The sequence below is a fragment of the Acidiphilium sp. PM genome, assembly GCF_000219295.1.
In the GTDB taxonomy this organism is placed as follows: domain Bacteria; phylum Pseudomonadota; class Alphaproteobacteria; order Acetobacterales; family Acetobacteraceae; genus Acidiphilium; species Acidiphilium multivorum.
Genome location: NZ_AFPR01000062.1, coordinates 1 through 12,754, shown reverse-complemented (window position 1 = coordinate 12,754; position 12,754 = coordinate 1). Strand labels below are relative to the sequence as shown.

The following is a 12,754-nucleotide window of genomic DNA, read 5'->3' as shown; positions in this document are numbered from 1 at the left end:
GGCATGCGGTGCGCGCCGAGCAGGCAGAGGCCGTCCAGACCGTGTTCCTGGAGCCGGAGGACCAGGTCGTTCCACCAGGCGTCCGGAACGCCATCCGCGCCGAAGCGGAACGCCAGCCCGTCGGCGGTGTAGGTGAACCAGCCGGGATGCCGCCGCACCAGCGCCGCGCCCGGCGCGACCTGATCGAGCCGGAGTTCGAGGCACATCGCGAGCCCGTGCCGCCTGGCCTCGCCCGCAAGCCGGGCGAGTGCCGGCATGGAGGGCCCGCCATCGGGCGCAATCAGCAGGGGGTCGAGCTCGGAGGCGGCGTCGCGCGACGGATCGGTGGCGAACGGCCCGCCGATCAGGATGGTATCGAACCCCAGATCCGCCGCATCGGCGATTTGCGTCGCGACATCGTCGAACGTCGCGCTCGCCAGGGGATCGATGCGGCGGATCGAGACGGGGGCGGGCGCCCGGTTCGCAGTCGTCGCGGCCGGCTCGTTCATGCGGCGCAGCTCCACTTGGCATCAGGCGAGGTTCGGTGCCCGCGGCGGCGCGATTCTGCCCGCGGGGACGGAAGCCGGCCCTCTGGTCATGTTACAGCCCTTCCGATGTGGGCCGGCAGAGGGACCTGGTCAACCCACGAGACGGCCCGCCGTCAGATCGGCGGCGGTCGGCGTCCGGCCCAGGGGGCGGCCTGTTCGAGCTGCGCGGCGAGGCGGAACAGCGTCGCCTCGTCGCCGGAGCGGCCGATGAACTGCATGCCGATCGGCAGACCGTCCGGCCCGTGATGCAGCGGCACCGACATTGCAGGCACGAAGGTCAGGTTGGCGAGCTGGGTGAAGGGGGTGCGTTCGAGGTTGCGGAAGGCGAGATCGTCGACCACGCCGGAGCGGATCAGCAGCCCGCCGGCGCGCGCGCGGCTGATCAGCCGGCTCAGCGCCTGGATGGCGGGCGGGGAGTCGAGCTCGCCGATCCGCGCCGGACCGAGTGCGGTGGTCGGGGTGAGGTAGAGATCGTAGGTTTCGTGGAAGGCGCCGAGGGCGCGGGCGAAGCCGTTCCACTGCTCGCGCAGCTCGGCATAGGCGCCGGCCGACATGGCGCGGCCGATCGCCGCGATGGCCCTGGTATCCGGGTGGAAATCGGACTCGCGGCAGCCGTGCCGGCGTTTCAGCGTGGACAGCATGGCGGCGACCTGGCCGTAATACATGCCCATGTAGCAGCGGGCGAGCAGGGTGCCGTCGATCGCGGGTTCGGCCTCCTCGACGATGTGGCCGAGCGACTCGAGGAGGTGCGCGGTGGCGCGGGTCGCCTCGGCGATCTCGGGGGCGACGCGGCCGCCGATCGGCGAGCGGAGCGAAAAGGCGATCCTGAGCTGGCCCGGCGCCGCGCCGAGTTCGGCGAGGAAGGGCCGCGCCGGCGGGGCGATGACGAAGGGATCGCCGGGCGCCGGGCCGGCCAGGCAATCGAGCATGGCGGCGGAATCGCGGACGCTGCGGGTCACGACATGGTCGGCCACCGCGCCGTCCCACACCTCGCCGGCCAGGGGGCCGGCGGTGACCCGGCCGCGCGAGGGCTTGAGCCCGAACAGGCCGCAATAGGCGGCGGGGATGCGGATCGACCCGCCGCCATCGGAGGCGCCGGCCATCGGCACGTAGCCGGCGGCGACGGCCGCACCGGCGCCGCCGGAGGAGCCGCCGGGCGTGTGCGCGGGATTCCACGGGTTGCGGGTGGCGCCGTGCAGCCGGGTTTCGGTGATCGCCTTCAGGCCGAGTTCCGGCGAGGTGGTGGTTCCGGCGATGACCAGCCCGGCGCGCAGGCAGCGTTCGACGTAATAAGCGGAACGGGCGGCGACGTGATGGCGCATGGCATGGGCGCCCATCGTCATCGGCGCGCCTTCGTAGTCGTGACCCAGATCCTTCAGCAGGAAGGGCACGCCGGCGAAGGGGCCGTTGAGGCCGGCGGCGATCTGCCGCCGGGCGCGGTCGCGCAGGTCGGCGGCGATGGCGTTGTATCGGCCATCGCACGAGTCGATTCGCGCCAGCGTCGCGTCGAGCAGTTCGTCCGGCGAGAGTTCGCCGGCGCGGATCAGCCCGGCAAGCGACGTGGCGTCATGTTCGCGCAGTTCGTCAGTCGGCATCCCGCATTAAAGGGACAATTTGAGCCAGGAGGCAACTTCGCCGGCAACGCCGCGGCGGAACGCCAGCACGCAGGCGATGAAGATCGTTCCCTGGATCACCGTCACCCAGTCGCTGAAGCTGGCGAGGTAGTATTGCATCGCGACGATGATCGCCGCGCCGACCAGCGGGCCGAAGACGGTGCCGATGCCGCCGACCAGCACCATCAGGACGACGAGGCCGGATGTCACGTTGCCGACATCGGTGAGCGTCGCGATGCGGACGACCAGGGCATTCAACCCGCCGGCCACGCCGCCGAGGGCGGCGGCCAGGACGAAGATGATCCACTTGTAGTGCTCGACCTTGTAGCCGAGCGATATGGCGCGGTTCTCGTTCTCCCGGATCGCCTTCACGACCTGCCCGAAGGGCGAGTGGATCACCCGGTGCACGAAGAGGAACCCCAGGATGAACACCGCGAAGACCAGCCAGTAGATCTGCTTGTCGGCATGCAAGGGGATGCTGCCGAAGAGCGCGCCGCGCGGGATGTTCTGGATGCCGTTCTCGCCGCCGGTGAAGCCGGTGTCCTGCACGGCGAAGAAATAGACCAACTGGGCGAGCGCCAGCGTGATCATCGCGAAATAGATGGTCTGCCGGCGGATGGCGAGCCAGCCGAACACGACGCCGATCGCGGCGGCGGTGAGGCCGCCGAGGAGAAGGCCGACCTCGGTCGAGGCGTGCATCGTCTGGATCATGTAGCCGGCGACATAGCCGCCCATGCCGAAGAACGCGGCCTGGCCGAGCGACAGCAGGCCGGTGTAGCCCATGAGCAGGTTCGCCCCCATCGCGAACAGGGCGAAGCACATCACCTGCATGACGAAGATCGGGTAGACGACGAACGGGGCGACCGCGAGAAGCGCGGCCATGAGCAGAAAGCCCACGGCCTGGGCACGGGTGAAACCGAACATCACGCCACCCTTCCGAACAGGCCGGCCGGACGGGCCAGCAGCACCACGGCCATCACCGCGAACACGACCACCGACGACGCCGCCGGGTAATAGACCTCGGTGAAGCCCTGGATGATGCCAAGACCGAAGCCGGTGAGGATGGCGCCGCCGATCGATCCCATGCCGCCGATGACGACGACGGCGAAGACGGTGTTGATCAGGTCGGTTCCCATGCCCGGGTTCACCGAATAGAGCGGCGCCGCCAGCACGCCGGCGAGCCCCGCGAGGGCGACGCCGGCGGCGAAGGTGAGCGCGATCACGCGCGGCACGTTCACGCCGAAGGCCTGCACGAGCGAGGGGTTCTCCGTCGCGGCGCGCAGCAATGCGCCGAGGCTCGTCTTCTCGATCACGAACCACACCGCGACGCAGATGACGATCGCCGCGACGACCACGAAGCCGCGATAGACCGGCAGATACATGAAGCCGAGATCCAGCGTGCCGGAGAGGATGCCCGGTGCGGAATAGGACACGCCGGAGCTGCCATAGGCGTTGGTGAACAGCCCTTCGAGCACGAGGGCGAGGCCGAAGGTCAGCAGCAGGCCATAGAGAATGTCGAGCTTGTAGGTGAAGCGGATCAGCGTGCGTTCGAGCCCGAGCCCGAACGCACCGACCATGACGGGGGCGAGCACCATCGCCGGCCAGTAGCCGATGCCGAGATAATGCAGCAGCCCCCAGGTCACGAAGGCGCCGACCATGAAGAGCGCGCCATGCGCGAAGTTGATCACGTTGAGCAGGCCGAAGATGATCGCCAGCCCGAGCGACAGCATCGCATAGAACGAGCCGTTGATGATGCCGAGCAGCAACTGCCCGAACAGCAGCGGCGCCGGCTTGCCGAGGATCATGAGCATGACGTGGATCTCTTCATGGCAGGCTGTGCCTCAGGCCTTGACCAGCGGGCAGCCTTCTGCCGCCATCGGCATGAAGGCGTCCTTCGCGGGGGTGGTCGCGAGGAGTTCGTAGTAGTCCCACGGCTCCTTGCTCTCGGAGGGCGACTTCACGCGGAACAGGTAGGCGTCGCACATGAAGCGGCCATCCTCGCGGATGTACTTCTTGCCGTAGGCGTCGTCATCGGTCGGCATCTTCTTCATCTGGGCGATGACGGCGGCGCCGTTCTTGACGTCCTTCATGTTGTTCATGGCCTCGACGGCCTTGAGGAAGTGCAGCGTGCCGGAGTAGCAGCCGGCCTGGCCCATCGAGGGGTAGTTGTTCGGCGTGCGGGGCTTCACGCGCTTCATGAAGGCGCGCGTGCGGTCGTTCAGGTTCCAGTAGAAGCTCTCGGTCAGCGTCAGGCCCTGGGCGATATCGAGACCCATGCCGTGGACGTCGTTCAGGAAGATCAGCAGACCGGCGATCCGCATCTTCTTGTTGAGGCCGAACTGGTGCGCCTGCTTGATCGAGTTGACCGTGTCCTTGCCGGCGTTGGCGAGGCCGAGCACGTCGGCGCCGGAGGACTGGGCCTGGATCAGGTAGGAGGAGAAGTCGGTCGTCTGCGGGAACGGATAGTTGATGTTGCCCAGCACCTGGCCGCCCATCTGCTTGACGACCGCCGCGGTCTGGTCATGCAGCAGGTGGCCGAACGCGTAATCGGCGGTGATGAAGAACCACTTCTTGCCGCCAGCCTTGACGATGGCGCCACCGGTGGAGTGCGACAGCATGTAGGTGTCGTAGGTCCAGTGCACGGTCTGCGCGTTGCAGAACTTGCCGGTGATTTCGGACGACGCCGAGTTCGTGTTGATGTAGGCGCGGTTCTTGTCGTGCGCGACGCCCTCGATGGCGATGCCGATCGCCGAGTTCGGCACGTCGATCACCAGGTCGGCGCCCTCATCGTAGAAGCGGCGCGCGAGAGCGGTGCCGACGCCGGGATTCTCCTGGTGATCGCCCTTGATCACCTCGACGTCGTAGCCCTTCTGCTTGGCGCCGAAATCGGCGATCGCCTGCTCGACGCAGGCCACCGAGGTCGGGCCGCCGATGTCGCGATAGGGGCCGGAGAAATCGCTGATCACCGCGATCTTGAGCTTCTTCGCCGAGGCCGCGCGCGCCCGCGCGCCCGGCAGGGTGGCGGCGGCAACACCGGCGGCGGCGCCGCCGAGAAGGTTTCTTCTGGTCAGGTCCATGGATGTTTCCTTCGTTGGGGTTCAGATACCAAGTCGCCGGTTGAGCGACTCGGCGCGGGCCGCGAGTTCATGGGCCGGGATCATGTCGACGACCTGGCCATGCTCGACGAGGTAGTGCCGGTCAGCAAGTTTGGCGGCAAAACGGAAATTCTGTTCGACAAGCAGAACGGTGAAACCGCGGCGCTTGATCTCGGCGATCATGTGGCCGATCTGCTGCACGATGACCGGGGCGAGGCCTTCGGTGGGCTCGTCGAGCAGCAGCAGCTTCGCGCCGGTGCGCAGGATCCGGGCGATCGCCAGCATCTGCTGCTCGCCGCCGGAGAGTTTCGTTCCGGGGCTCTTCGCGCGTTCGCGGAGGTTGGGAAACAGCTCGTGAATATCGGCGACACTCATGCCGCCGGGGGCGACGACCGGCGGCAGCATCAGGTTTTCCTCGACCGACAGGCCCGCGAAGATGCCGCGATCCTCCGGGCAGAAGCCGATTCCGGCCCGGCCGATCGTGTCCGGACGGGCGGCGATCAGTTCCGCGCCGCGGAAGCGGATGCTGCCGGACCGCTTCGGCACCAGGCCCATGATCGCCTTCAGCGTCGTGGATTTTCCGGCGCCGTTGCGGCCGAGCAGGGTGACGCACTCGCCCTCGCGCACCTCGAATTTCATGCCGTGCAGGACATGGCTTTCGTCGTACCAGGCGTTGAGATCGGCAACTTCAAGCATCGGCATGCTCCGAGCCGAGATAGGCGGTGATCACCGCTTCATCGGCGGAAACGCTGGCATAGTCGCCCTCGGCCAGCACCCGTCCGCGCGCCAGCACGGTGATCCGGTCCGAGAGGCCGGAAACGACCGAGAGATTGTGCTCGACCATGAGGATGGTCCGGCCGCTGCGGATCTGGCGAATGAGGGCGACGATCCGCGCCACGTCGGATTCCGTCATCCCGGCGGTCGGCTCGTCGAGCAGCATCAGCTTCGGATCGAGCGCCAGCGTCGTCGCGATCTCGAGGGCGCGCTTGCGGCCGTAGGAAAGCTCGGCCGCGGGGACATCGACACTGTCCGAAAGGCCGACATCGTAGAGGAGTTCGTGCGCGCGGTCGTTGAAGACCGAAAGCGCGCGTTCGCTGCGCCAGAAATCGAAATTGCCGCCGCGCGACCGGGCCAGGGCGACGCGGACGTTCTCCAGCGCGCTCATGTGCCCGAACACCGCCGAAATCTGGAAGCTGCGGACCATGCCGCGACGCGCGACGTCCGCCGGCTTGAGCTCGGTGATGTCGCGCCCCTCGAACACGATGCGTCCGGCACTCGGCTGCAGGAATTTGGTCAGCAGGTTGAAGCAGGTGGTTTTGCCGGCCCCGTTCGGACCGATCAGGGCATGAATACTACCCCGTTCGATCGACAGATCGACGTCCTGCACGGCCATGAAACCACGGAATGCCTTGGACAGGCCACGAGCTTCGAGAATATTGTCAGCCATTGCACAGGCGATCGCCTGCCGCCGCAACGGCGGGGGCCGAGATCAAGATGAAAGACATTTTCCCCTCGTCGGCCCCAGCGGGGCCAGTCACTAAATTGTGACGGCCTCGTGGCATATCGGCGGCATCAGTGCAAGTCCCCAATACCGCCGATCGTCATTTCAGACCTTCAGGACAAGCTTTCCAAAATTTTCGCCGGTGAAAAGTTTCAGAAGCGTTTCGGGAAAATTGTCGAGTCCGTCCACGATGTCTTCGCGGCTCTTCAGCTTGCCCTCTTTCAGCCAGCCGGCCATCGCCCGCATGCCTTCGGGGTAGCGGTCGGCCCAGTCGAACACGATCATGCCCTGCATCCGCGCGCGATTGACGAGCAGCGAGAGATAGTTCGCCGGCCCGCGCACCGGCGTCGTGCTGTTGTATTGCGAGATCGCGCCGCAGATGACGATCCTCGCGCGCAGGTTGATGCGGGCCAGGCAATCGTCGAGGATCTGGCCGCCGACATTGTCGAAATAGACGTCGATGCCGTTCGGGCAGGTTTCGCGCAGACGGTCGGGCACGCTTTCGGTCTTGTAGTCGATCGCCGCATCGAACCCGAGTTCGTCGACGATGTAGCGGCATTTGTCTTCGCGGCCGGCGATGCCGACCACGCGGCAGCCCTGGATCTTCGCAATCTGCCCGACCAGCGCGCCGACGGCGCCGGCGGCGGCGGAGACCACCACCGTCTCGCCTTGCTTCGGCTCGCCGACGGCAAGAAGGCCGAAATAGGCGGTCATGCCCGGCATGCCGAGGGTGGAAATGAACAGCGGCTTCGGCGCCAGGGACGGATCGACCTTCAGGCAGTCCTTCGCGGCGAGGGTCGCGACGCTCTGCACGCCGAGCGGGCCGGTCACCACGTCGCCGGCGGCGAAGCCCTCGGCGCGGCTTTCGATCACCGTGCCGATCGCGCCGGCGCGCATCACCTCGCCAAGCCCGACCGGCTTGATGTAGGACTTGCCCTCGTTCATCCAGCCGCGCATCGCGGGGTCGAGCGAGATGTATTCGACGCCGACCATGACTTCGCCGGCTTCCGGCGGGCGCGCCGGCTCGACGCGGAATTCGAAATCATCCCGCTTCGGCAGGCCGACGGGGCGGCGGATCAGACGGAACTGGCGGCTTTCGGGCTGGCTCATGTTTCGCTCCAATAAGTTTACGTATAGGGTAATCTCTGGCCGAGGGGCCGGCAAGGGGATGCGGCCTTGAAGCCCGCCGCAAAGTCTGGAATGTATCCGCTCCTTTCAGGAATGGATGACCATGCACAGCACGCCAGCCGAAGCGACCCGGGCCCTCATCGAAGCCTATTACGCCGCGTTCAATGAGGGGCGGCCGCAGGGCATGCTCGACCTGCTGAGCGAGGATGTCGCGCACGACATCAACCAGGGCCAGCGGGAGACCGGCCGTGCCGCCTTCGCCGCCTTTCTCGATCACATGAATGTCTCGTATCGCGAGCGCCTGACCGACATCGTCGTCTTCGCCAGCGCCGACGGGCGGCGCGCCGCGGCGGAATTCGTGGTGCATGGCGAATATCTGAAGACCGATGCCGGGCTGCCCGAGGCGCGCGGCCAGCGCTACGTGCTGCCCGCGGGCGCCTTCTTCGATGTGCGCGACGGCAAGATCGCGCGCGTCACCAATTATTACAATTTGCAGGACTGGACGGCCCAGGTCGGCGGTTGATTTCGCCCGCCTTTATCGGCGCAGTGCGTCATGTCGTTGTAAAGATCGAGGCCCTGTCACCGGACTTTCATTAGGCGCGACGCGCCGGCACGCCGTAGTGAGCGCGCCATGACAGTCCCCGGCGCGATCATCCGCTATCGCAGCGTGTTCATCTCGGACATCCATCTCGGCACGCGCGGCAGCCGGGCGGATTTCCTCGCCGATTTCCTGCGGCGGACCAGCGCCGAGCACATCTACCTCGTCGGCGACATCATCGACGGCTGGCGGCTGCGCCGCGGCTGGTACTGGGACCGCCACCATGACGACGTGATCAACCTGCTGCTCCGCCATGCGCGGGCCGGCGCGAAGATCACGTATGTGCCGGGCAATCACGACGAACTCGTGCGGCGCTATCTTCATCTCGGGCTCGAAATCGCCGGCGTGCGGTTCGCCGAGGAAGCGGAGCACGTCACCGCCGCCGGCGAGCGGCTGCTGGTGATCCACGGCGACCAGTTCGACTCGGTCGTGCGCTATGCGAAGCTGCTCGCGGTTCTCGGCGACTGGGCCTATACCGGGGCGCTGGTTCTCAACCGCTGGTTCAACATCGCCCGCGCGCGGTTCGGCTACCCGTACTGGTCGCTCTCCGCCTATCTCAAGCGCCAGGTGAAGGAGGCGGTGAAGGCGATCGACCGGTTCGAGGTCGCGCTGGCCGCCGAGGCCTCGGCGCGCGGCTTCGACGGCGTGGTCTGCGGCCATATCCATCATCCGGAAATGCGCGTGGTCAACGGCGTGCGCTACATCAACGACGGCGACTGGGTGGAAAGCTGCACGGCGCTCGTCGAGCATCACGACGGAAGGCTCGAACTGCTCGACTGGGCCGCGCTCAACCGGCTCTCCTTCCTCGCTCCCCGCGGCGAGACCGCCCAGCCCGGCGCAATGGATGCGGCACCTGCCTGATCCCGCCGGAATCATGATCGTCACCGACGCCTGGCACGCCCAGGTGAACGGTGTCGTGCGGACACTCTCGATGCTGGCGGATCAGCTTGCGCGGCTCGGCCAGCGGGTGCTCGTCGTCGGGCCGGACCGGTTCCTCACGCTGCCCTGCCCGTTCTATCCCGAAATCCGCCTCGCGGTCGCGCCGGGCCGGCGGCTCGGCCGGATTGTCGACAATTTTGCCCCGGACGCGCTGCACATCGCCACCGAAGGGCCGCTCGGCGTCGCCGCCGCGCGCCTGGCCCGCCGCCGGGGCTGGCAGTTCACCACCGCCTATCATACCCGCTTTCCCGACTATCTCGCGGCGCGGACCGCCCTGCCCCGGCGGCTCTCGTATGCCTGGCTGCGGCGCTTCCATCTGCATGGCGCCGGCACGATGGTGGCGACCGTTTCGCTCGCCGACGAGCTCCGCGCGCGGGGGTTTTCGAACACGCTGCTCTGGTCGCGTGGCGTGGATGCCGACCTCTTCAACCCCGGCCGGGCGATCGACCTGCCTTACGAGCGGCCGATCTTTCTCTCGGTCGGGCGGCTCGCGGTGGAGAAGAACCTGCCCGCCTTTCTCGATCTCGACCTGCCGGGCACGAAGCTCATCGTCGGCGATGGCCCGGCCCGGCCGGCGCTCGAACGGCGCCATGCGGGACCGCGGACGGTGTTTCTGGGCACGCGGCACGGCCCGGACCTGGCGAGCCTGTTCGCCAGCGCGGATGTTTTCGTGTTTCCGAGCCGGACGGACACGTTCGGCCTCGTCGTGCTCGAGGCGCTGGCGAGCGGCACGCCCGTCGCGGCGTTTCCGGTGGCGGGGCCGGCCGACATCATCGGGGGCGCGACGCCGCCGGTCGGTGTTCTCGATGAGGATCTGGGATCGGCGGCGCTGGCCGCCCTGAAGCTTGACCGCGCCGACTGCCGGCGCTTTGCCGAACGCCACAGCTGGGCGTCCTGTGCCGCGCTGTTCATGCGGCACCTGGTGCCGATCCGCGGGCGCGGACCGGCACCGGATTAGCCGATCAGCCGCGCACGGCCTTCGCGGCCTCGACGATCGCGGTGAAACCGGCCGGATCGTCGAACGCCATGGCGGCGAGCACCTTGCGGTCCAGCTCGATATTCGCGGCCTTGAGGGCGGCGATGAACTGGCTGTAGGTCATGCCCTGCTCGCGCACGGCCGCGTTGATGCGCTGGATCCAGAGGGCGCGGAACTCGCGCTTCTTGTTCCGGCGGTCGCGATAGGCGTAGCGGAGCGCCTTTTCGAGACGCTCGAGCGCAATCCGGTAATTGGTCGACGAACGGCCGACAAACCCCTTGGACTGCTTGAGAACCTTCTTGTGACGGGCGTGGGTCGTCACACCCCGTTTGACGCGTGCCATTGTCTATCGCTCCTCAATCCAGACCGTAGGGAGCCCACTGCTTGACGGTCTTGCCGTCCTGCTCGGGCAGCGCCATCGTGCCGCGATTGGTGCGCTTCATCTTCTGGGAGCGGTTGATCAGGCCGTGGCGCTTGTTGCCGTGGCCGGCCATCACCTTGCCGGTCGCGGTGATCTTGAACCGCTTCTTGACCGACGACTTGGTCTTCATCTTCGGCATTTCATACTCCTTCTCGTCCATACCCGACGCCTGCCGGGCGCGCGGCGTGCGGCCGGGCATGCCAAAATGGCCCGGGCTCGCGACCTGATCGCGCTGGAAGGGGGCGGTATAGGCAATCGTGCCGGGCTTGGCAACTCGCCGGCCGCACCCCCGGCCGATCGCTTGCCGCCGGACTGTCCGGCGGTTAGAAAACATGCATCGTCGAATCCGCATTTGAGGCCGCGCCGTGCCGCGGCGCACGACATTTCAGACAAGGAGATTTCCATGGCCAGATTGCCGGCCAGCGGAGCGGGACGCGCGAAGTCCAAACCCTCCGCGCCGCGCGCGGCGCCCGCGCCGACCATGCCCGCGTCGACCATTCTCGGGTTTCTCGACAGGATCGAGGATGCGACGCTGGCCGGATGGGCGGTGGATACGGCCGATATCGACCGGCCGCTGGCGCTGCGCGTGCTGATCGACGGGCAGGTCGCCGATGTGATCCAGTGCGATCTCGACCGGCCGGACCTGCGGCGGCTGAGCCTGCCGAACACGAAGGTCGGCTTCCAGTTCGCCATCCCGGCCATGCATCAGGACGGGCTTCGCCACGTCCTCACCCTGGCCACCGTGGATGGCCGCCCGGTCGGCCTGCCGGGCCGGGGCGGCTTCGTGCTGCCGGAGCTGCATTTCTGCCTCGCGCGGCAGGTGCGCGTGGACGGCGTTCTGGACGGGCTGGTGGACGGGCTGATCCAGGGCTGGGTGCTGCAGGTCGACGAGCGGACGGGGCAGAAAGCGGGCGGCGCCCGCGTCGTGGTGTCGACGAACGGCCAGCCGGTCGCCGAGCTGATGGCCGACCAGTTCCGGGCGGACGTGGCGGAGGCGCTCGGCGCCGACCCGGCCTGCGGCTTCTCGTGGTCGCCGCCGCCGGAGCTTCGGCGCAGCGGCGGAACGCTCAGCTTCGACTTCCACGTGATGCCCGGCCGCGTCGCCCTGCGCGGCAGCCCGGTCGAGCTGCGCATGCCCGGCTCGGCCGAGCGCGAGCGCATCGAAGGGCTGATCGAACAGGCGGACGACCTGTTCCGCTACGCCTACCGGCTGCGGCGCGAGCTCAAGGCGGTGCTGCCGGCCGAGGGCCATTCGCTGGCGAGCTACCGGAGCTGGGCCGCGCGCAGCCAACCCCTCGCCGGGGCCCGGATCGCCGCCCGCTACGGCGCGCGCGCCGACGCGCCGCTGGTTTCGGTGATCTGCCCGGTCTACCGGCCCGATCACGGCGAGTTCGTGACCGCGGTGGATTCCGTGCGCGCGCAGACCTACCGGAACTGGGAACTCATCCTGGTGGACGATGGCAGCGGCGATGCGCGGCTGGCCGCGCTGATGAAGCGCCTCGCCGACGCCGATCCGCGCATCCGCGTGCATGCGCGCAGGGCCAATGCCGGGATCGCCGCCGCGACCAACCGCGCGATCGAGGCGGCGACGGGCGATTTCATCGCCTTCTTCGATCATGACGACGTGCTGGAACCCTGCGCGCTCGACGCGATGATGCGGGCTCAGGCCGCGACCGGGGCGCGGCTGCTCTATTCCGACGAGGACAAGATCGACCGGCGCGGCGCGTTTTCCGAGCCCAATTTCAAGCCGGACTTCAATTACCGGCTGCTGCTCGACCTGAACTATATCTGCCATCTCGTCGTCGCCGAGGCGGCGCTGGTCCGCGCCGCCGGCGGGCTCGACCCGGATCTGGACGGCGCGCAGGACCACGACCTGCTGCTGCGCCTGGTCGAGCGGCTCGGCGCGCACGAGATCCACCACGTGCCGGAAATCCTGTATCACTGGCGGATCACGCC

At 67.8% G+C, this 12,754-nt stretch carries 13 protein-coding genes and 1 pseudogene; 4 read left to right on the top strand and 10 right to left on the bottom strand.

Annotated elements, in window-relative coordinates; all coding sequences use genetic code 11:
• The 8 genes and pseudogenes from APM_RS02190 to APM_RS02155 form a co-directional block, all read right to left on the bottom strand.
• Window positions 1-488 (bottom strand): annotated as a pseudogene (locus APM_RS02190) (DUF3416 domain-containing protein); the annotation flags it as partial.
• A 152-nt stretch (window positions 489-640) separates the two neighbouring features.
• On the bottom strand, window positions 641-2,122 hold the full coding sequence (locus APM_RS02185) for an amidase (protein WP_007421723.1): 1,482 nt from the start codon (window positions 2,120-2,122) through the stop codon (window positions 641-643).
• 6 nt (window positions 2,123-2,128) lie between these two features.
• Entirely contained in the window at window positions 2,129-3,064 is a 936-nt protein-coding gene (locus APM_RS02180; RefSeq protein ID WP_007421722.1) for a branched-chain amino acid ABC transporter permease, read from the bottom strand.
• A complete protein-coding gene (locus APM_RS02175; protein ID WP_007421721.1) occupies window positions 3,064-3,951 on the bottom strand; it encodes a branched-chain amino acid ABC transporter permease in 888 nt (295 codons plus the stop codon). The genes APM_RS02180 and APM_RS02175 overlap by 1 nt, the downstream gene beginning before the upstream one ends.
• Window positions 3,952-3,981: 30 nt before the next feature.
• Window positions 3,982-5,217 (bottom strand): ABC transporter substrate-binding protein, encoded by a 1,236-nt coding sequence (locus tag APM_RS02170; protein ID WP_007421720.1) that lies wholly within the window; start codon window positions 5,215-5,217, stop codon window positions 3,982-3,984.
• A 21-nt stretch (window positions 5,218-5,238) separates the two neighbouring features.
• On the bottom strand, window positions 5,239-5,931 hold the full coding sequence (locus APM_RS02165) for an ABC transporter ATP-binding protein (RefSeq protein WP_007421719.1): 693 nt from the start codon (window positions 5,929-5,931) through the stop codon (window positions 5,239-5,241).
• Window positions 5,924-6,682, bottom strand: coding sequence for an ABC transporter ATP-binding protein (locus APM_RS02160; RefSeq protein WP_012040418.1), 759 nt, complete (start codon window positions 6,680-6,682; stop codon window positions 5,924-5,926). The genes APM_RS02165 and APM_RS02160 overlap by 8 nt, the downstream gene beginning before the upstream one ends.
• Before the next feature lie 159 nt (window positions 6,683-6,841).
• Window positions 6,842-7,846, bottom strand: coding sequence for an NADP-dependent oxidoreductase (locus APM_RS02155; RefSeq protein ID WP_007421717.1), 1,005 nt, complete (start codon window positions 7,844-7,846; stop codon window positions 6,842-6,844).
• A 115-nt stretch (window positions 7,847-7,961) separates the two neighbouring features.
• On the opposite strand from APM_RS02155, the gene APM_RS02150 reads away from it, so the two are divergent.
• From APM_RS02150 to APM_RS02140, 3 genes are all read left to right on the top strand, one after another.
• Complete coding sequence (locus tag APM_RS02150; RefSeq protein WP_035187005.1) at window positions 7,962-8,387, top strand: ketosteroid isomerase-related protein; 426 nt, start codon at window positions 7,962-7,964, stop codon at window positions 8,385-8,387.
• A gap of 108 nt (window positions 8,388-8,495) precedes the next feature.
• Complete coding sequence (locus APM_RS02145) at window positions 8,496-9,323, top strand: UDP-2,3-diacylglucosamine diphosphatase (RefSeq protein WP_007421715.1); 828 nt, start codon at window positions 8,496-8,498, stop codon at window positions 9,321-9,323.
• A complete protein-coding gene (locus APM_RS02140) occupies window positions 9,307-10,359 on the top strand; it encodes a glycosyltransferase family 1 protein (RefSeq protein ID WP_007421714.1) in 1,053 nt (350 codons plus the stop codon). Before APM_RS02145 ends, APM_RS02140 begins: the two co-directional genes overlap by 17 nt.
• 4 nt (window positions 10,360-10,363) lie before the next feature.
• Here the strand turns inward: APM_RS02140 and rplT are convergent, their stop codons facing one another.
• Together rplT and rpmI are read right to left on the bottom strand one after the other, a co-directional pair.
• Complete coding sequence (gene rplT, locus APM_RS02135; protein ID WP_007421713.1) at window positions 10,364-10,720, bottom strand: 50S ribosomal protein L20; 357 nt, start codon at window positions 10,718-10,720, stop codon at window positions 10,364-10,366.
• Between the two features lie 13 nt (window positions 10,721-10,733).
• The gene (gene rpmI, locus APM_RS02130; protein WP_012040415.1) at window positions 10,734-10,937 is read right to left on the bottom strand and encodes a 50S ribosomal protein L35; all 204 of its coding nucleotides are present in this window, start codon (window positions 10,935-10,937) and stop codon (window positions 10,734-10,736) included.
• 264 nt (window positions 10,938-11,201) lie between these two features.
• On the opposite strand from rpmI, the gene APM_RS02125 reads away from it, so the two are divergent.
• Window positions 11,202-12,754 (top strand): glycosyltransferase (locus APM_RS02125; protein ID WP_039887568.1); only part of this gene is annotated, 1,553 nt, incomplete at its 3' end.